This is a genomic window from Colwellia aquaemaris, assembly GCF_057548755.1.
Genome location: NZ_BAAJLV010000001.1, coordinates 702,963 through 722,983, shown reverse-complemented (window position 1 = coordinate 722,983; position 20,021 = coordinate 702,963). Strand labels below are relative to the sequence as shown.

21 protein-coding genes are annotated in these 20,021 nt (G+C 37.2%); 7 read left to right on the top strand and 14 right to left on the bottom strand.

Features of this window, described 5'->3' with window-relative positions:
- The first annotated feature begins 61 nt into the window (after window positions 1–61).
- The 3 genes from AC27HL_RS03185 to trhA all read left to right on the top strand — a co-directional run bounded on the left by AC27HL_RS03185 (window position 62) and on the right by trhA (window position 2,073).
- Window positions 62–745 carry a hypothetical protein gene (locus tag AC27HL_RS03185; RefSeq protein ID WP_487078918.1) on the top strand — a complete coding sequence of 228 codons (684 nt, stop codon included), beginning with the start codon at window positions 62–64 and terminating at the stop codon, window positions 743–745.
- Between the two features lie 197 nt (window positions 746–942).
- Window positions 943–1,161: an EF-hand domain-containing protein gene (locus tag AC27HL_RS03180; protein ID WP_077286225.1), complete on the top strand. Its 219-nt coding sequence runs from the start codon at window positions 943–945 to the stop codon at window positions 1,159–1,161.
- A 276-nt stretch (window positions 1,162–1,437) separates the two neighbouring features.
- Window positions 1,438–2,073: a PAQR family membrane homeostasis protein TrhA gene (gene trhA, locus AC27HL_RS03175; RefSeq protein ID WP_487078917.1), complete on the top strand. Its 636-nt coding sequence runs from the start codon at window positions 1,438–1,440 to the stop codon at window positions 2,071–2,073.
- Window positions 2,074–2,150: 77 nt separating this feature from the next.
- Here the strand turns inward: trhA and ovoA are convergent, their stop codons facing one another.
- The 7 genes from ovoA to AC27HL_RS03140 all read right to left on the bottom strand — a co-directional run bounded on the left by ovoA (window position 2,151) and on the right by AC27HL_RS03140 (window position 9,281).
- Window positions 2,151–4,265, bottom strand: coding sequence for a 5-histidylcysteine sulfoxide synthase (ovoA, locus tag AC27HL_RS03170; RefSeq protein WP_487078916.1), 2,115 nt, complete (start codon window positions 4,263–4,265; stop codon window positions 2,151–2,153).
- Between the two features lie 39 nt (window positions 4,266–4,304).
- The gene (locus AC27HL_RS03165) at window positions 4,305–5,405 is read right to left on the bottom strand and encodes a hypothetical protein (RefSeq protein ID WP_487078915.1); all 1,101 of its coding nucleotides are present in this window, start codon (window positions 5,403–5,405) and stop codon (window positions 4,305–4,307) included.
- Between the two features lie 111 nt (window positions 5,406–5,516).
- Entirely contained in the window at window positions 5,517–7,376 is a 1,860-nt protein-coding gene (locus AC27HL_RS03160) for a tetratricopeptide repeat-containing diguanylate cyclase (RefSeq protein WP_487078914.1), read from the bottom strand.
- 166 nt (window positions 7,377–7,542) lie between these two features.
- The gene (locus tag AC27HL_RS03155) at window positions 7,543–7,770 is read right to left on the bottom strand and encodes a glutaredoxin family protein (protein ID WP_487078913.1); all 228 of its coding nucleotides are present in this window, start codon (window positions 7,768–7,770) and stop codon (window positions 7,543–7,545) included.
- Between the two features lie 90 nt (window positions 7,771–7,860).
- On the bottom strand, window positions 7,861–8,472 hold the full coding sequence (locus tag AC27HL_RS03150; RefSeq protein WP_487078912.1) for a fumarylacetoacetate hydrolase family protein: 612 nt from the start codon (window positions 8,470–8,472) through the stop codon (window positions 7,861–7,863).
- A 62-nt stretch (window positions 8,473–8,534) separates the two neighbouring features.
- A complete protein-coding gene (locus AC27HL_RS03145; protein ID WP_487078911.1) occupies window positions 8,535–8,885 on the bottom strand; it encodes a hypothetical protein in 351 nt (116 codons plus the stop codon).
- A 90-nt stretch (window positions 8,886–8,975) separates the two neighbouring features.
- Window positions 8,976–9,281, bottom strand: coding sequence for an EF-hand domain-containing protein (locus AC27HL_RS03140; RefSeq protein WP_487078910.1), 306 nt, complete (start codon window positions 9,279–9,281; stop codon window positions 8,976–8,978).
- 267 nt (window positions 9,282–9,548) lie between these two features.
- Between AC27HL_RS03140 and AC27HL_RS03135 the strand changes: the two genes are divergently transcribed.
- The 3 genes from AC27HL_RS03135 (at window position 9,549) to AC27HL_RS03125 (ending at window position 13,152) form a co-directional block, all read left to right on the top strand.
- Window positions 9,549–11,150: a HAMP domain-containing sensor histidine kinase gene (locus AC27HL_RS03135; RefSeq protein WP_487078909.1), complete on the top strand. Its 1,602-nt coding sequence runs from the start codon at window positions 9,549–9,551 to the stop codon at window positions 11,148–11,150.
- The gene (locus tag AC27HL_RS03130; protein ID WP_487078908.1) at window positions 11,150–11,704 is read left to right on the top strand and encodes a hypothetical protein; all 555 of its coding nucleotides are present in this window, start codon (window positions 11,150–11,152) and stop codon (window positions 11,702–11,704) included. The genes AC27HL_RS03135 and AC27HL_RS03130 overlap by 1 nt, the downstream gene beginning before the upstream one ends.
- A gap of 74 nt (window positions 11,705–11,778) precedes the next feature.
- Complete coding sequence (locus AC27HL_RS03125; protein ID WP_487078907.1) at window positions 11,779–13,152, top strand: sigma 54-interacting transcriptional regulator; 1,374 nt, start codon at window positions 11,779–11,781, stop codon at window positions 13,150–13,152.
- A 127-nt stretch (window positions 13,153–13,279) separates the two neighbouring features.
- On the opposite strand, the gene bamJ is transcribed toward AC27HL_RS03125, so the two are convergent.
- The 5 genes from bamJ to AC27HL_RS03100 all read right to left on the bottom strand — a co-directional run bounded on the left by bamJ (window position 13,280) and on the right by AC27HL_RS03100 (window position 16,828).
- Complete coding sequence (gene bamJ, locus AC27HL_RS03120; RefSeq protein WP_487078906.1) at window positions 13,280–13,750, bottom strand: BamJ family beta-barrel-assembly machinery protein; 471 nt, start codon at window positions 13,748–13,750, stop codon at window positions 13,280–13,282.
- A gap of 69 nt (window positions 13,751–13,819) precedes the next feature.
- A complete protein-coding gene (locus AC27HL_RS03115) occupies window positions 13,820–14,527 on the bottom strand; it encodes a pseudouridine synthase (RefSeq protein WP_487078905.1) in 708 nt (235 codons plus the stop codon).
- 25 nt (window positions 14,528–14,552) lie between these two features.
- Window positions 14,553–15,446: a mechanosensitive ion channel family protein gene (locus AC27HL_RS03110; protein WP_487078904.1), complete on the bottom strand. Its 894-nt coding sequence runs from the start codon at window positions 15,444–15,446 to the stop codon at window positions 14,553–14,555.
- A 162-nt stretch (window positions 15,447–15,608) separates the two neighbouring features.
- Window positions 15,609–16,046 carry a hypothetical protein gene (locus AC27HL_RS03105; RefSeq protein ID WP_487078903.1) on the bottom strand — a complete coding sequence of 146 codons (438 nt, stop codon included), beginning with the start codon at window positions 16,044–16,046 and terminating at the stop codon, window positions 15,609–15,611.
- Window positions 16,043–16,828: a DUF1194 domain-containing protein gene (locus AC27HL_RS03100; RefSeq protein WP_487078902.1), complete on the bottom strand. Its 786-nt coding sequence runs from the start codon at window positions 16,826–16,828 to the stop codon at window positions 16,043–16,045. The genes AC27HL_RS03105 and AC27HL_RS03100 overlap by 4 nt, the downstream gene beginning before the upstream one ends.
- A 284-nt stretch (window positions 16,829–17,112) precedes the next feature.
- On the opposite strand from AC27HL_RS03100, the gene AC27HL_RS03095 reads away from it, so the two are divergent.
- Entirely contained in the window at window positions 17,113–17,943 is an 831-nt protein-coding gene (locus AC27HL_RS03095; protein WP_487078901.1) for a hypothetical protein, read from the top strand.
- 11 nt (window positions 17,944–17,954) lie between these two features.
- Here the strand turns inward: AC27HL_RS03095 and AC27HL_RS03090 are convergent, their stop codons facing one another.
- Both AC27HL_RS03090 and AC27HL_RS03085 read right to left on the bottom strand, forming a co-directional pair.
- Window positions 17,955–19,448 (bottom strand): sensor histidine kinase, encoded by a 1,494-nt coding sequence (locus AC27HL_RS03090; protein ID WP_487078900.1) that lies wholly within the window; start codon window positions 19,446–19,448, stop codon window positions 17,955–17,957.
- Window positions 19,424–19,963, bottom strand: coding sequence for a heme NO-binding domain-containing protein (locus tag AC27HL_RS03085; protein ID WP_487078899.1), 540 nt, complete (start codon window positions 19,961–19,963; stop codon window positions 19,424–19,426). The genes AC27HL_RS03090 and AC27HL_RS03085 overlap by 25 nt, the downstream gene beginning before the upstream one ends.
- Window positions 19,964–20,021: the final 58 nt, after the last annotated feature.

Genomic DNA, 20,021 nt, shown 5'->3' with positions numbered 1-20,021 from the left:
TAGAAAATAAATTTAATAAATAAATTAACAAGCTGATAATTAAGAAAAATACAGGTTACTTATGAGCGATAAAAGCGCCACGTTTTCTCAAAAGAATGACAAAAAAGAAACACATGCAACAGCACAGAAAACAGGCATTAGCAGTGAAAAGCTAAACTTAATCATCGCATTGTGCGCTATTTTAATTTCTGCAGCCTCCTTCTATGCTACCTACTTACAAGCTGATGCTGCCGAACGACAAGTAAAAGCAATGACCTTGCCGTTAGTACAGTTTACCAGTGGCAATTGGGATAATGAGCTGAGAAAGCAAGAGTTAACGCTAACACTTAAAAATGCAGGTGTCGGCCCCGCTATCATCAAACGTATTGATTATAAATATCAAGGTAAAAGTTACGCGAGCTTACCGGAATTTTATCGAGCATGTTTCGAAGTAGAAGCAAGTGAATACTTCAACAGAATAAAAGAAAATATAAAGGAAAATAAAGTAGAAACGGAAGGGATATATATCACTGCTCCGCTAATTAATAGTATTTTACCAGGCCAGGAAGAGACTCCATTTTTAACATTCGCACTAGCAAGAGAGAACCAAAAATTTTGGCAAAAACTTAACAATGAACGCTTCCATTTAACGCTAAAAGTTTGCTATTGCTCATTACTTGGCGAGTGTTATAACACCGAGAAAAATGGCATTGTAGAACCTGTTGAATATTGCCCAGTTCGACAGGAAAAATCTAAATTGCTTTAACTTTGCCAGTGATAAGGTTTATTTAGTTTGAATTTTTGAAAAATAGGTGCAAAACAATCTTTTAAACCCAATTAGAGAAAACCAAAGTATTGTAGTAAAAATGTGCAATCGTGCGAAATAACATAATTAATCATTCACATATTGCTAAAATAACGATAGAGTCAGTAATATATGTTTCGCCAAAGAGAGGATAACTGATGGAATTAAATCAGTGGGTTGATGAATTATTTGAAGTGTTTGATGAAGATAAAGATGGCGTTATTAATCGCAGTGAATTTGTTGAACTGATCGACTGCTTACTACAAGACAAAGGCATTCGCATGTGTGAAACCATTTTTAATCGATTTGATAAAAACCACGATAACTCAATTTCAAAAGATGAGTTACGTGAAATGGTTATCGATTTGGCACTTTAACGCTAAAATCTTTTGTGCTTGTTAAGTCCCTACTTAGCAAGCTTACTTTCTTATTTAACCTCCCAAGTATACCATTTATATCTTAATGGTAATGCTTCATTGCTTATTTACCTCTCCCCTTTACCAGACAATAATAAATCTAATACATACCAGCCCACAAAAGCAGACTATTTTACCTTCTACACTTTAAAAAGGTCAGACCACTAGCATTCACACCACCTATTTGTTAACATCATTCAGCGTACACATGTACGCTAAATTAATTAGGTGTTTTAAGTGCAAAGTCAAAACTACGATTTATCTGAAGAAATAGTAAACGCAATTAGCCATGGTATAGCTGCCTTGCTGAGTGTAGCTGGTTTAACATTGTTAGTGACGCTTGCATGGTTACAAAACGATATTATAAAAATAACCAGTTTTACAATTTATGGAACAAGTTTGATAGTACTTTTTAGTGCCTCAACCTTGTATCATGCTCTTGTTAATGAGAAAGCGAAACAGATATTTAAACTACTCGACCATTGCGCAATTTATCTATTAATTGCTGGTACATACACTCCACTAATGTTGGTAACACTAGCAGATGATGTCGGTGCAATAATGCTAGCAATTATATGGATAATTGCCCTACTTGGCATCGCCTTTAAAATTAAGTTTGGCAATAAATACAAAAAGCTGTCACTTTGCACTTACTTAGGCATGGGCTTTATTTCATTAACAATAATCCACAAACTTAATGAAAAACTTGCGATAGAGGGACTTGTCTTACTTGCATTAGGTGGGCTAGTTTATGCTTTAGGAACAATATTTTACGTTAGAAAAGATAAGCAATATAGCCATGCAATTTGGCATATTTTTGTATTGGTCGCAGCCATTTGCCATTTTTTTATGATGCTACTTTACGTGTTATAACCGCAAAAACTAGCGTTAATAGAGCAAAGTACATCGACATACGAGCCCAGCAATTATTACTCTTTCACACCCAAGTGCTAAGATAATTGCCAAACGCTGATTTGGCATTTATCAACGCTAAAGTTTCGCGCGCTATGAGCTACCACACGATAAAGCTCTTGTTGTGCAGTAAGAGTAAACTTTGCTCCTAAATGTGCAGCAAGAGCATCATGAGCAAATACATTCTCACCATTTACTTTAAGGCCACTTAATCGTTTATCGGCTGGCGTGCGTTGATCTTGGTAATTATAATCCGAAAGAATAATAATAACTCCCGCCGGATTTAAGCGACTAATAGCATTCTGAATTAAATTTGCTGGATCATAGCTATTTTCAAGCGCATGTTGAATAAATATAACATCGTAGTTTTGAAAAATGGCTTTCAAATTGCTGCCATCTCCTTGACTAAATAATATACGCTCGTTATTTGTGTTAGATACAACACTTCCTAACTCCAGTTCTTTATATTCGAGAATATCCCCTTCAATAGCCTTGGTATAACGAACACTTTCCCCGAGCTGCAATTTAACCGCATGCTGAATTGTACGTGCAGAAAAATCTACAGCGTCTATGTTTTCAAAGGTGCGACTAAGCTCAAAAGCAATACGGCCTACACTACAACCTAAATTTAATAACCGTTTTTTGTTAATGGTGTCGGTCGCCAACAAAGGAGTTATAAAGTTAAGAATCTGCCTGCTATAATCTTCATAGGCCAATATGCTATCACCGAAATAACAGTCTAGTTGCTGACAAATACTTTGGTCAGTTTCGAATTTATTCACCTTGTTCTGTGCAATTTCAGGCTTTTCAGCTTCAATATAACGAAAGCCAGCATGCTGGAAAAAATGCCGACGAAATGCATATCGAGATGAAGCTAGCGTTTCATTACCTGTCGATATCCATGAACCTCCTTTAATTAAATTGTGCTTACCATCAAAGGTGGGAGTCGAGAAATCATCATACAGAGGGTGAACTTTAAATCCTGGAAAACCATCAATTGCAGTATCTGTCCATTGCCAAACATTACCGACAACATCAAAAAACTCGCCAAGTTGAAATTGGTTAACTGGGCATGAAGAGGCATAATGTGCTAAATCAAAGTTACCTGAAGCTTCAGACTGCTCTCGCTCTACAAGTGCCTTTTTTCTAAGACAATACCATTGGGCTTCTGTTGGCAAACGAATGTAACTTTTACTACTGAGTTGTCGCCAACTGCAAAACGCTTTGGCTTCTAAATGATTCACTTCAACAGGCCAATTAAGCGGCAGTGCTATTTCACTTAATAAGTTACGTTGGCTATATTTACCCTTTTTAAAACGCCAAAAGCGTGGCATTTTTGCCTTACTAAATTGCAACCATGCTTGGCCTTCTTGACACCAAAATTGGCTATTTTTATAACCACCAGCTTCAACAAACGTTAAGTACTCCTGATTAGAAACTAAATACTTACTGGCTTTAAATTCGTCAACCTCAACCTTAAGTGCACCGTATTCATTGTCCCAACCAAAGGTTCTATCTTTAAACTGTTTTCCCAAAACAAGTTTTTGCTGTGCCACGGCAATTAAACTATTTTCTTTCGCGGCGGAAGATGATGTACAAGGTTGCCAAGCTTCCGATTGACTAAGCCACTGCAAAGGTAGCATTCGCATAATGACCGACGATGTTTCAAGGTGAATACGTTCGTGCTCACAACCCATTAAAATAACCCAAGCCAAAGAGTCTTGTGTAATAGGTAGAGTCAACTCCATTGTTTGAATTAAGTCTAAAACTAGTTGATAAACAACTGCTCGATAATCACGTACTTCATCGACACTTGGCCAATCATAGTGCTCACTGTTAAGATCATCCCAGCTCATTTCGTCAACGCCAACAGCACAAATAGCCTCTAGCTTGCCATTAACACGTTCGTCAATGTATTTTCCAAGCATCAATTTATTGATATAAAATGTTGCAGTATGACCAAAATAAAAAATAAGAGGGTGTCGTAAAGGCTCAGGTCTTAGAAAGTATGCATCATCGTGGTTGATTAACGAGAATAATGATTCATAGGTCTTCCAGGTATTTTTAAAGTAAGCGATTAACTGCTGGCGCTTTTCAGTTACCGATTTACCATCGAGCGTCGGGGTACTTAGTTGAGGAATCATTTTATTCATTATTATGTTTTCACTTAATATAACTCAACAGCCGCAAGTTTAAATAACTATACTTGCCGGTTGAAACTGTTGAAGATAATGCCGCTGTATTAATTTTCCTTCACTGTCTGAATTTGCTAAATGACTATATGAACTTTTCGTAACTGACTTTAATGTTCTATCAATAGTTTGATGAAACCAATGATTATTTGCAAATAACGTTATAGCCCCTACATGATCATTGTTATCCCAAAGCGAGTCAGGCAACTGTCTGTCATTATCATTTATCGAATCATTAATTCCATCAAGCGTGTCAATAATATTGAGCAATGCATAAATAATGTTTAAGTAAGGATTATATTTTTTACTCGATGCCCCAAGCCTATGCTCAATACGTGCCGTTTTGTGCCAATTATCCTCACTAAGTAAAACATTATTTTTATCATCATATAACAAGGGTTCAACACCCATTTTTTGATTATGTTTGCCAATATCTCGATACAAGGCAATACTGCCTTGATGGCCACCAGAAATATCAATTGGAGAGCATAGCTCTTGTGCCAAGCCGTATTTTGATTTCAATGCTAAACGCTCAAATGCTTCCTCTTCAGGTAAGTACAATAAACAACTCATTAAACTTGTTTGCAAAAAACGTTGCTGTAATTGCTCAGCAAAATCCCCTGACACTAAGATGTTTTTATCGTTTCTATCTTGCAAACTAATATTCATTTGCACGGCATTAGGAATATGTACGGCTCTACTTTCTGTTGTGAAAATATTTTCACATCCGGTTGCCAACTTGCCATTGTCGCCAGCCCATACAACGGGTTTAATTAAGGTTTTATTAACACCTTGCGCGGCAAACAATAACGGAAGAACATGAATAGCTCTTTTAAGATTTTGCGCTTCCTTTAAAGGGCTTTGGCCATTAAATTTAGATACATACTCCCATTGGTTACTCCAATACTCAGCAATAACTTCACCATCAATACCTAAACCATCGAGCTCTCGATTAATACGCTCGTAATCAACGGCAAGATCAATGTCTTTTTGGTAACAACCTTCAAGCTCAAAATGTATTACGGGTCGAAATCCTTGAGCACTTATATAGTGTTGTAATTTCAATATTATATTTTCAGCTAGACTATCTAGTATCGTCATAATGTTATTGTTTATAAGTTCTGTAACTTGTTGTATAGCCGATATCTTAACGATTGTACTTATCTTTAATTGGTTTGTTATACATATACAACATGCATTCGAATTTGAAGATCAGAAGACACTTACCTGATTTTTACCTGAATGTTTAGCATGATAAAGAGCTTGATCTGCATCTACATAGAGTTGTTTAGCGTCTTGACACTGCTCCGATAGCGTCGCAATACCAATACTGACAGTCACTAAACCTTTGTGACCAATAATAACTTCTGATTCGCTGATCAGGGTTAAAAATCTTTGTGCGACTTTTTCAGCTTCTTCAACATTTGTTCTCGGTAAGATACACAAAAACTCTTCACCACCAATTCTGCCAAAAGCATCACCTTGTCGAAACACCTGCTTGCCAATATTTGCAATTTTACAGATAACATCATCACCAACAGGGTGTCCGAATTGATCATTAACATTTTTAAAGTTATCAATATCAATTAATACAATCGCTAACTCAATCTTAGCCAGATCACTACTGCCGATAATTTCATCTAAATATTCAAATATATAACGCCTATTGTAAAGATCTGACAAGGGATCTTTAATGGTCAATCGGTGCATCTTTTTGTTATTTCTGTATTGCACAACCATAACTGCAATAACCACTAAAATCATGCAAATAACAAAAATATTAAAATAGATTTGTTGAGCACTAACACGTTTGCGTTTTTCCAACTCTAATAACTCAACTTGTGACCGCTTTTGCTCTAACGCTTGTGTGATCCGCTGACGCTCTATCTCTAATTCAGCTCGAACTTTTAACAATCGCTCAGACGAATTTTTTAGTAATAGTTGCGTATACTTTTGGTAATATTGATTTAACAACTTATAACCTAGGTTGTAGTCACCACGGGCATGCGCCAATTCACCCGATATTTTAATTACTTCAAGCTGCCATGCTGTTCCCATAATGTCGGGCACTTTTGAAAATTCGCTAGCAGCATTAAATAAAGCTTCTTCAGCATTATCTAGTTGCCCCATAGCAATAAAACAGCTAGCCTTTCTTTTATATAATTCCGCATTGTAATCAACTAAACCGTTTAGAGATAAAGCACGGTCAATGGTTGAAATTGCAAGTTCGCAGTCGCCTTTTTCGGCATATGTCATACCTAAGCCATAAGCTGAGAAAAAGCTGATATTTGAATTTGGCGTATAAGAAATTTTTTCTTGGTATAACTGAAAATACTCAATGGCAAGGTCATATTTTTTCCAATACCGATAAGTTGATGCTAAGCCATAAATAGCCTCAGCAATGTGTGCAGGATATTGTAGCGATGTATAAGACTCTAGCGCACGTTGGTAATATTCAATTGATTTTTCATAGTCATCTAAATAACCATATATCGCACCGTAGGTTTCATTAATTGATGCGATTAAAAACCGATCTTTTAAAGCGAAAGCTTCCACATATGCTTCTTGAATATCAACTAAGGAGGTTTCAAATAACTCCGTTAATGTTTTCGTGTATGCCAACTCTTGTTTGCCATATACATATAAATGACTTAATTTTGCAGCTTTGGCTTGCACTAAAGACTTTGCTAGCACTTGCTCTGATAATGAATAGTTACCTTCCCGACGATGAATAAGCCCCAAAAATAAATTCAAACGAGCTTGAACAGCCAGTGGCGTTTCAGACGTAATAAGCTTGATTGCCTGAGCAACGGTTTTACTAAAGTCATCATAAAAGTAAATGAGGTTTTCTGCTTGTGCTTTACGCATTAGCCACCAAAGATACTTTGGCTCACTATAGTGTTCGGCTGCGGACTGCAAGCCAATCAATTTTTGGTAGGATTGCCAAGGTTCAAGGTATATTTCACTATCCATTTGGCTAAAGTCAATCGCTTCATTAGCTTTGCTATGACCAACATGACTGAAGAAGAAAATTAAAAAACTAGCACAATATGCTTGAAAAACGTTCCTCATTTCGTTGCCACTTCTCCACCTATTCACCCCTTTAACATTACGCTAACATAAATAAAACAATTAAACGATGAAAATCAAACGGTTTAATAAATGAGCAATGTTTAATATCTAGGGGCTGCTGTCAGAAGTTCAACTAAAGGTACAACTAGCAATAGCGTATAAATAATTAACTTTTATAAATACGATTAAAGTCTTTGACGCTAAAACCATTTAATATCTGATCGGCTATTTTCAAAACTGGTACACCGCGCATATTTAACTTAGCAAACTCTTTGCGGCCAGCTGGGGTTTTCACATTACAGAGACGAAAAGGGATATTTTCTTTCTCTAGGTAGCGCTTTGCCGTATCGCAATGTGGGCAATTTTGCATTGTATATAGGGTAATACGTTTCATATTATTACTTTGTTATTGACTATAAACTCACAACATTTTCTCATACTCAGACTTAAAGCCCAAGCATACGGAGTTAATTGTCAGCAAGTGCTAACTCGCTCGCCATTGCTTAGTGATAATAATATCATCAGCTATTAATACCCGCCCAGTAAAAACATCACCACGTTTAACTTTGCCAACACCTGCAGGGGTACCTGTCATTACAATATCGCCATCTTCCAATTCAATAAAGGATAGTACCTCCTTAAGAATGCTCTGCGGCGAATGTAGCATCATTTTTACGGTAGCAGTTTGCTGACGCTTATCATTAATATCGAGTTGCAGCTCAAAATTTTGCTCTACATGGTCAATATAAACAAAGTCACTAAATAGCGCTGAATTCGAAAACGCTTTTGCGCGCTCCCAAGGTAAACCTTTATTTTTCAGCTCAGTCTGTAAGGCTCTTTTGGTTAGATCTAAACCCACCGCAAGCGCAGAAAATTTTCCTTGCTGGTACAAAAAACACAATTCAGCCTCATAGTGTATAGTTTCTTGCTGGTACGAGAATAACTGTGAACCTATAGCCGCATTGGGCTTAAAAAAAAGCACCATGTTATCAGGAACTTCATTCCCTAGTTCACTGATATGATCAACATAGTTACGTCCAACACAAATAATTTTGGAGGGGGTAATATAGCCTTGGTCGACTTTAACAGATTTCATTTGACAGCCCTTTCAAATAAATAATATTACTGGCTATTATATCGACTCTTTCAGGCAGTTGACTATGCTTTTACCAATTTCAGCATAGGTTTTTCCCTATCCATAGGCGTTATTTTTACCGTATCAGACACTCTACGACGTTGCTTAAATCGGTCAAAGTTAACGCTTTTTACTTCTAACTGCTGCGTCATTTTCACAAACGTTTGATAATCTTCACGAGTAAAATCATCCTCCTCTCTTGTTAATAAACCATCAATATATGCACTATTTCCATTCAGGGTGAAATTAGCGATAGCAGAGTATGGTTTGCCAAAGTCATCAACTCGTATTGCGCGCACAGATTTTACTTCAAAAATCCATTTATCAATTTGAACGTAACGAGATAACATTTGAGAGGAAGCTTGATTATTCATATTTGGGGGCCTTAAATATCAGTATAAAAAGGCCGACTGATTGGCTGGGAATGAGTGCTTACAGTCGGCAAAAAAGGGAGTTCTATAACTCTAAGATAACGACTTCTTAATGCTATCTAAGTAGTTATTAAATTCTTGCTCGCTGATCTGCTTATCTCCATTGGCATCAACTTTTGAAAAAACTTTGCTTAACGTTTTATTGTTCGACAGCTCATCAGCACTTAAGGTATTATTTTTGTCAGCATCATAACTTGCCACAAGTTGAGAGAATGATGACGTAGGCTTTTCAACTTTAGGAACAACGGATTTAATATCATTGTTGGCGAATGCAAGGTTTGATGCTAATGATGCAACAACAACTGCGATTGACAGTTTTTTTAAACTAAGATTACTCATGTTTGAATCCTTCTATTTGATTAACAGCACATCAAAAAATATGCCTACCATGGCAAATGCCACACACAAGAAGGATATTGCACATCCTGTACCAAAATTTTAACTCATTGAAATAAAAAGAATTTACAACAAAACCAAAACATTAACTGTCACCTATTAGCAACAGTTATATTAGTTTAATATTTATATATTCAACCTCGCTCTCGCCTTTGAATAAAATTCACTATAAATTCAATAGTTAACATATAAACAAAAGAAAAAAAACATATGTATCCAATTGGAGACACCATTGTTTTTTCACAAAAATTAGCTAACACTAGCGCTAAGCAACACACCTTAAGTAATATTAAATACAGCACTGTGAATGAAATTAAACCGATAAACAGCAGTAAACCACTAATGCGCCTATCAATTTTAAGTTTCTCGATAAAATCGTTAACGCTATTGGGCTTTAGCTTAGTGGCTATTCCCCTCGTTATCGCTTTACTATTTGGTGCATCGCAAGTTAATACCTTGTCTAATGCGAGTGAAGGAGCGATTAATGATGTAAAAGCACTGCTTGATCACCAGCAACTCTTAAAAAGTAGCCAAATTAAGATGGAGCGCAATGCGGCTCAATATCTAGTGCTAAGAGACCAAGCTCTAGCAGACGCCTACCTAGCGCAAGGTCAATTAATTAAGCAACTGGTGCAAAAAATCAAAGCTTCCAGCAAAGATAATGAATTACAAAACTTATCAAGTCGTTATGGTGAGGCCGTAAGCGAGTTGCTCGAAAAAACCATCCCTGAAGCAGAGCAAAAACTGCCAAGTGATAGTTTTATTTTGCAAGCAACTCAGGAAAAATTTAACACACTAACATTAATTTATGAGCAATTAACCCAACGAAGTAACGCGCTAAATACTGAACATATAAACAACATTAAGCAAGCGGCGCAATCAACACGCGATATTATGATTCAAAGCTTGCTGATCATCCCGATCAGTTTACTTATTGCCGCACTGTTTATTTTTCTAATAACAACTCCCCTGAAAGTATTAGCGAAAAGTATTTACCGACTACAACAAGGAAAGTTTGCTCAAAAAATAGAACTTACCGGCTCGCCAGAAATTCAAGAAATTGCCCAAGCATTAGAAAATATGCGCATGCGCTTACACGCCCTTGAATTGCAAAAATCTAGTTTTATCCGTCATATCTCACACGAATTAAAAACACCACTTGCCGCCATTAGGGAAGGTACTGAATTACTCTATGATCACAGTGTTGGTGAACTTAATGCCGAACAACAAGAAATATCACATATCATAAAAAATAGTGTTTTTCGCTTACAAAAACATATTGAGGACTTACTCGACTTTAATATCGTTTTAGACTCAACAAGCTTACAAGACAATGAAGAGATATTTATTGAACAAGCAATTTCTCAGGTTGTCTCAGATAGAAAGTTAGACATTAAACGTAAAAAAATTCACTTAACCATACCGCCGACTGCTATTTATCTTCTGAGTAATAGAAAACAAGTCAACGTTATCATAGATAACTTACTGTCTAACGCCATAAAGTATTCTCCGAATAACGGCGCTATTGAAATTAAAGCAAGAATTAATAATAGCCTACTACAGCTGTCAATAAGTGACCAAGGCATTGGTATTAGTCATGATAATCAAGAGAAAATATTTGATGCTTTTTTCCAAGGGCCGCCACCTATAGACAGTTTAGTTAAAGGCAGTGGCTTAGGACTAACCATAGTTAAAGAATTAATTTTAAGACTTAATGGTGATATCAAGTTAAGTAGCCAACAAAAGCAGCCAAGTGGCACTAAAATTACTATTACCCTACCGCGTGCATATGAACAAAAGGAGTCAGGCTAATGCTTAATTATCGTTTTTTGTCATTATCGGCGTTCAGTTTCGCGGCCATTCTTTTATTCTCTGGTTGCCAACTAACACAAAGCACAGCAACTGAGAATATTAGTTACGGTGAATATTACTTAACTTTGCAACAATTGACTGATATTCAATTAATGGAAGAAGTTGGAAAGCTTCAGGAAAACATTGCGGCAACGTCAGCACATTCATCAACGCCCGACTACGATAGCCAAATAAAATTACTACTATTATATAGCCTACCCAAGTCGCCAATTTACAATAGTTTCAACGCTAAGGCCCTGTTAAACCAAATGAAGCAGGAAGGAAACAATGCTGCTTTTGCCGATATCAACCCTAGCGAACAAGCATTTATAACGCTACTGCGCGATCAACTAAACCAACGTTTACTTATGCGTAACCGTTTGCTGCTTCAACAACAACAGCAACAAAAATTAGCACTTAAAAAACAGCAACAGCTTATTGAACAAATAGCCTTGCTTGAGCAAACCATTATCCAACTGAAAAAAATTGACCAAGCAATAGATGAACGTCAATAACAAGTTTATCAGGCTAATTTTCTTAGCATATGCAACAACAATTTTGAAAACTGTAATTAATCGAGATACAACCAATGACCTTTGAAAACGAATCTTCAACAAGCGATACCAGCAAAATTCTTATTGTTGATGATGACCCAAGTTTATTACGTTTACTTGGTATACGACTGTCTGCTGCTGGCTATCACGTAGAGTCTGCGAAAAACGCTAAAATTGCTTTAGGTCGATTAGAAAGCTTTCACCCACACTTAGTGATCAGTGATTTGAAAATGGAAGGCATGGACGGTATGGCGTTATTTGAACAAATTCGAGCCAAACATCCGCACATTCCGGTCATTATCATGACAGCTCATGGCACCATACCTGACGCTATTAACGCGACTAAACAAGGTGTTTTCAGCTTTCTAACCAAGCCTTTTGAAAGCAAAGAATTGTTAGAAGTTGTGCAGCAAGCAATACGGCTACAGCCTGCTGAACTTAACCACAGCCAAAGGGACAATCAATGGCGCAATAAAATCATCAGCCGCAGTACCGTGATGGAGTCATTGCTGCAACAAAGTAAACAAGTTGCCAAAAGTGACTTTAGTTTATTAATTCATAGTCAAAGTGGCACCGGCAAAGAACTACTGGCAAAAGCGATCCATTTAGCAAGCCCACGCCATGCACAAAAGTTTACCGCCATTAACTGCGCCGCGATTCCTGAACAATTGTTAGAGTCTGAGCTATTTGGTCATAGTAAGGGAGCTTTTACCGGCGCAGAGAAAAATCACATTGGCTTATTTCAAGCAACTGATGGTGGCACCTTATTTTTAGATGAAATTGGCGATATGCCAATGAGTTTCCAAGTTAAACTACTTCGGGCATTGCAAGAGCGGGAAGTTCGTCCCGTCGGCAGTACACAGTCTATTAAAGTCGATGTCCGAATTATTTCAGCAACTCATAAAAACTTACAACAGGCAATAATAGATAAAACCTTTCGTGAGGATTTATATTATCGCCTAAATGTAGTCGAACTCGAGCTACCACCACTGTCTGAACGTCGAGAAGATATTCCCTTATTGGCACAGCACTTTTTAACAAACTCAACAGAACAATCTCATATAAATATTTCTGGTTTTTCTCAAGAAGCAATGGAAATATTGATCAGTGCTGCTTGGCCAGGAAATATCCGACAGCTACAAAATGTGGTAGAACAAACGGTGGCCTTATCAACCGAGCCTTTGATCAGCGAAATGCTGGTAAAAAATGCCCTTCGCGATAAAACCACTATTTTACCGTCATTCGTACAGGCTAGAGATAAGTTTGAACGTGACTACCTAGCTAAGTTACTAAAGCTCACAGCCGGCAATGTTTCCAAAGCGGCAAAAATTGCGCAACGTAATCGCACCGAGTTTTATAAATTACTTAATCGTCACCATTTAAGTGCAGAAGCATTTAGAGAAGAATAAATATTAATTTCAAGAAAGATGGTATCGCGCGCCGGCTTAATAGCTTAAGCAATTAAGCCGGTAACTAAAGTAAATTCTCTTCGTGGCTGTTAATCTTTATTTATATGTAATAAACAAAGATCACCACCTAGTCGATTGCTAACAATTCAACGTCAAAAATTAGCAATGAACCCGGTGGAATTTTACCCGCCGCACTATTACCATATCCAAGCTCTGCCGGAATAAATAGCCGTGTTTTTTCCCCTACAACCATCAGTTGCAGGCCTTCCGTCCAACCTTTTATCACTTGCTTTAAGCCAAAACTAATTGGTTCATTTCTTTCGACAGAGCTATCAAATACCGTTCCGTCTAGCAAGGTGCCGTGATAATGTACTTTTACCTTAGAGCTTGCGCTTGGATGCACCTCGCCCTCTCCCGGCGTCAATACCTTCAGTTGTAAGCCAGATGCCGTTTCAATAACACCTTCGACATGTTTATTATTCTGTAAAAATTCCGCTGCTTTTGCTGCGTTTACTTTAGCCGCTTCACGATTAGCGTTATTGCGTACAAAAAAGCTAATAATAATGCCAATGACGACTAACAGCATAATATATTTCATTTCAATTATTCCTTAGGTTTTAATGGTTACTTGTTATTTTTATTGGCGCAGCGAAAAGATACTTAATTATCAATTAATTGCTTCAACTTCATTTAATGTCAGTTTTCGATATTCACCAACAGCAAGTTGCTGATCAAGCTCTAAATGGCCAATTTTATCACGATGTAAACTAACGACCGGGTTTCTAAAACGACCAAACATACGCTTAATTTGGTGATACCGCCCTTCTATTAATTCAACCTCAGCTTTATAACAATCAAGAATTGTCAGTTTAGCGGGTTTGGTGGTGATATCTTCATATTCAAAGTACATACCATTGGCAAAGGCCGCTATATAATCATGAGTTAGCTTATTTTTCAATGTTACTAAATAGCGCTTACTAACTTTACGCTCTGGTTGGGTAAGCCGTTCAGACCACCGACTATCATTGGTTAGCAAAACTAAGCCTGAGGTATTAAGATCAAGTCGGCCAACAATATGCAGTTGCTCTTTAAACGAATAATCTAGAAGATCTATAACTGTCTTATGCTGGCTATCTTTGGTTGCGCTAACAACCCCTACCGGCTTATGTAACATAATATAATGTGCAGAATTGGCTTGAATAACTTTCCCATCAACAACAATATCAGTGAAGCTATCGATAATTTCATCTATATCACGCGCAACAATACCATTAACTAAAACACGGCCTTGTGCCAGCATAAGCCGCACGCTACGGCGGCTTATTTGGCACTGCTGCGCAATAAAACGGTCTAAGCGCGATTTTCCTAGCGACATTTTGTAACTTTATTCAAAATGAAAATTAGCTCGCTTCCTTAATAAGGTGAACATCACGTTGTGGAAACGGTATTTTAATTTTCGCTCGTTCAAGTGTTAAGTATATCTCTTTATATGCTTTATATTTTGCGCTATACAAATTAGCGGTTGGCGTCCATAAACGTACCGCAATAGTAATAGCGCTATCAGCAAATTCATCTATGCCGATTTGCGGTTTACGAGCATCGCTAACAATATCTAAATCATTTAATGCCTTTTCTAACATGGCAACAACTTCTAATGGGTTTTCCGCATAATCGATACCAACACTTAGCTCAAGTAGCGAGTCATTTTTTGAGTTGTGCAGTACTTCTCCTACTATGTGTTTATTTGGGATAGTTATTTCAACATTATCTTCATCTGCAAGTATGGTATATGCCAACAACACTTCTTTCACCTGCCCAGTAACACCTTGTACGGTAATAGTGTCACCAACCACAAATGGGCGAATTATTATAATATTGAAGCCAGCAGCATAGTTTGCCAATAACCCCTGCAAAGCCAAACCAGCACCTAAAGAAATAGCACCAATAGCGGCAATAAATGGCGTTACACTAATACCTAATTTACCAAGTGCAACAATAGTAATCATCACTACTATCAGCATTTTGCTGGTATTGGCTAAAAATCGACTTAAAGTGACATCCAGCTTGTGTCGTTCACATACACTTAGCACGAGTTTTGCTATTTTTCCGGCAAACATGTAGCCGATAATAAAAATAATAAATGCGCCAACGAGTTGAAAGCTATAGTTAGTAAAAAACTCAACTATGACATTATAAAAGTGGCTTACTTGATCAATTTCATCTTTTAGTAAGTTGGTTGGATTTAAGGTATTTGTTGCCTGTTCAGTAGAGGTTTCGTTGCTAGATTCAGCCATAAGTTCATTCCATTTCACGTATTAATTATACTTAATAGTGATATTAAGGAATTCACAACAAAATTAACAATGTTATTAATGTAAATTAGCGAATAAATTCACAATATTAGCGAAGATAAAATGAGTTAGACATCCTTGTCCGGCTCAGTGAGGAAAGTGAAATTAGCGCTTAGCTAACGTTGTATCAGCAAGCTGATAATTAATGGTGTGACGCAATTCATTATCAATATAGATTTCCATTTGATAATCGCCAGGTAAATCGTCGAAGTCTGTACGCATAAATATTGCACCACGCTTTTTAATAACCATAGCTTTACCCATAACCTTTTTTAAATTACCACGCTCATTCTGTATAGGTACTATATGCACAGAGTTTAAATTAAACTGCTCGTCGTCATCACTGGTAACCACTAAACCATAAAGTGTGGTTTCAACACCATTGACGATTGGGATCTGCGTTGTTTTTTCAAAGGCAATTGGTTCACCTACATCGTTATGACGAATAACGCCAAAATCGAAAGAAAAATTACTGGCTGTTGCTGCTTCAGCAGCGCCAAAAACTAGAACAAAAAACAGGGTCATTACATTAGCAATTCTCATGATACTTTCTCCTTAGTAGCGCGTTTTCTAAAACAAAGAAATAGGGCTGGAATAGCAAATAATCCTATTGTTCCTGGCTCTGGAACAGATACGGCACCAATAGGTTGAGAGCCTTCAATTTCAGCAACAATTTTGTTCTCAATCGCTGTTTGAAAATCGTCAAAATTCCCTGGAGCTAGTAAAAATGGACTTTCGCCGGCAATCACTTCATCTAAGTATTGGTCAACAACATTTTGACTAGTGGTTATCACTATGCCATTAATGGTATCAATACCAGCATCAATAGCGTTATCTGTAGCGGTACTTGGAGAAATGCCAGAGTTATTAGTGCCATCTCCTGAAATATCAATAATTTGCTCAAAGCCTGCAAAGCCATTATTTTCAAACAGTGGGTATGCGTACTCTACAGCTTCACCAATTGCAGTCCAACCTGAGAAAGGTCGTGCAATAGCGCCAATGTTGGCAGCTAAAGTGTCAGCACTACTTGCACTATCGACTAAGGTCCAATCAATCATAACACTTTGTTGATTAGGGCCTGACCACATAATAAGCTGAACCGCTATTTGCCCTTCTGTACCGTTAATGATGGCATTTTGCACATTACTGCTTTCAAACGCGGCTTGGTAACCTTGCAGCTGTAAATCATATTCTTGCGTATCTATACTTCCTGAAATATCAAGCAGTAGCTGCAATTCAATATCAACTTGAGTGACACTGTATGCAGCGCTACTCGTCGACAGCAAAATAGCAGCAACGGCTACCTTCAATGAATTTGTTTGCATACATTTCTCCTCACATTTTTCAATAATGTATTTAAATCTACTCAACGAAAGCCATTGCAGATTCCTTGCCTATTTTTTTCCCTTATTTTTCATAAAGTTAAACAAAAGGGATTATTTCATTTCGCATAATGCAGTTATCACTGTTGCAATTTGCAAAGCTGTTTAGACTATTTTTAACAGGAAAAATATAACCAACTGAAAAATAACAAAATTACAATTGGCAAAGCACTTGCAACTGAGAACAATATTAAGAGCAAAGTTACAAAGAGAGTGAGGGGAATACTATGAGTAGCTATTATAGAAAAGAAAGATATAGTCGCCGAACTACATCATTTACGGAGTCTTTAATTAAAGTAACAATTCTAGCTGTGTTTACGCTAGCTATAGGTGGAATTGCTGCTATGCAGTGGAAAAAAGCTAAAACGCTCAATGCCCAGTTAGATGATAAAACTATTTTGTTAACAAAAGCGGAAAATGAACTTGAAATACTAAGAACACTAAACCCCTATCATGTGGGTAGTAATGAAGTTTTAGCACAGGCGGTAAACAAAGCAGACTTATTTCCTGGTTGGATCACCCGTGTTTACCCGCTGCCATCAAATGCTAAACAGGCAGCACTAAGTGATGATGTTGGTTCATTTGTCATGAATGAAACTCGCTTTTCTTTATCAAGCCACAAAAGCTATGGCATAAGCCAACCAAGTAAAAGCATGTATCGTCTAAATGGGCTTTTTCCAAGCCGAAAAAAAGGTCGTTTACAAGTCGGTGTTGAGTTTTACGTTAAAAATCAATCAATAAACCTAGGTTCAGATACTATGTCTAAAATTAGTTCATGTTATGCCCGCATTGATATGAATAATAAGCGCGTGATTGATAAGAAAATTCATTTAATGACTCGTTTTGAATCAGAGCAGGTTTTAACGGGTTCTTTGGAACTAAATAAGGGGATTTATCCAATTAGTGCCATGCTTTATTGTGATAAAAAGTCTGAGTTAAATGGTAGTGATGTTGAGGTGTCAATTTCATTTAGAACATCAGAGCAGCATAATTTAGCCACCAGCCGCTACGACATTTTTCATATTTATAGCCCGAAAAATATCGTTGCACAGCTCTAAAGAAAAACTTGTTAGTTAGAAGTAGCATTACAGAGAACAGGAAATTTAAGCGTAAACGTACAGCCTTGATCAGGTTTGGAGTTTACGCTTATGGTTGCATTATGCTTTTCAACAATGGCATAGGAAACCGACAAGCCTAAACCTGTGCCTTCACTCTCATCTTTAGTGGTATAGAATGGGTCAAATAAGTGCCGTAGCACTGATTCATCCATACCACACCCCGTATCATGTACATTGACTTCGATATAATCATCCACCAACGCACTTTCAATTCTTAATTCGCCACTTTCTTTCATCGCTTGGCAAGCATTAACAAATAAGTTAACAAAAACTTGCTGAAGCTGCCCATAATTTCCTTGAATTTCAGGGAGTTTAAGCGACAATTCTTGCACTACTTCATGGTCATATTTAAGTTTATTCCAGACAATTTTTAAGGCGCTTTCGATCACATCATTAATATGTATTGCAGAGAATTCATCATGTTCTTTTCGAGAAAAGGTTTTCAAACTAGCAACAATTTCCGTAACGCGTTCAACACCAACAATACAAGACTCAAGCAACTCATCAACATCTTCACGGGCAAACGTCAATTCACGCTGATTATGCAATTGTTCAAAAAGTTTACTAGGTAGTTGAGCAAAGGCCTGCTCATATATTTCAAGGTAATCTTTTAAAACATTTAAATTACTTGAAATATAACCAATAGGATTGTTGATTTCATGTGCGACACCTGCTGCCAACTGTCCTAATGAACTCATTTTCTCACTATGGACTAACTGTTGTTGGGTTGACTTAAGCTCATCTACCGTATTGTGTAAATCACGATAATTGTAAGCTAATTCAATTTTAGTCACCCGACGTTTTATCGCTGCACTAAATTGCTGTACTGCAATATCCATCGTTTGTTTGAAGTCATCGCTATAGCAATAATGGTTGATATCAAGCAATACCAACCACCTTTCGTTAGTCGTTACCCTCATTGATAGATACAAAACCGTATCATTGTCTAACAAAGAGAAAAACGTGTCATTTTGCTCCCCTTTGCTTATTTCAAATCGATGCCAGCGAGTATCTTCGCTCAGTAAAAAGGGCTTAATGCTTGCTAGATATTTCTCTTGCCATTGTTTTGCTTGCCAATTTCCTTGCTGTTCAGATAAAAGCCAAATGTTATTGTTACCTGTTGCGTGAATGCGAATCACGATAGCAGTACTATTTTCTAATAATTTGGTTACGTTTTCGGCAAAATGACAAAACGAATCTTCAATACTTTTATCCAAAAGCAATTCTTGCGTTAAGCTTGCTAAAAACTGCAACTGCACTTGTCGACTTGTCGTTCTTTCGTATGAATCTAAAAACTCTTTATTCTCAGACAGGATCACGTCGGCTTTTTGGCTTAATTTAGCCTCAAGTTTTTTCTTAGCATTACGCTCTCGTACTAAGGCTTTTTCAAGCAAAGCGACCTTTTCTGTTAATGTCGTGTTTAGATCTCGACCCGAATCAGGCAATGTTCATCTCCTTTACATAAACACTTACTTTGGCTAAGTATTGCGCTTTCTCCAAAATGTTCCGCTGCCCCCAAAATTAGCCCTTCAGCAAAATGGCACATTTTTCTTTGTGACAAGTATCTAACAATGAGTACATTATCTTGCGGCTGGTCATAAAGTAAGGTTGGTGTATAAGCCAGAGGGTCGCTTTTTTGCACTTCAATGTGTATTACACTATCAACAGCTCTCATAAAATCAAATAGGTTGTCTATTTCTTTAACAAGCGAAACGCCGAGCGACATCAAGACGGGGAAAAAATGCTTACCAAAGTCTCTAAGCAGCGACTCTTTTTCAATATCAACAATTCTCGCTAATGCTTCAACCAACACATTAAACTCTACGTCTTCGTATAATTCTGTTGCTAAATACTCCCCATTAGATGCAAGTTCACAGCTTTCAAGCGTTTTTAGCCAAACGGTAAGACCAAACTCTTGCTCTACATAGTCAGCAAAGCCCGTAAAAATAGCTCCTTTCATCGTGTAAACATCCTTAAATACTTCACATTTCATTAACTATAATGCTAGCATGAGTTTA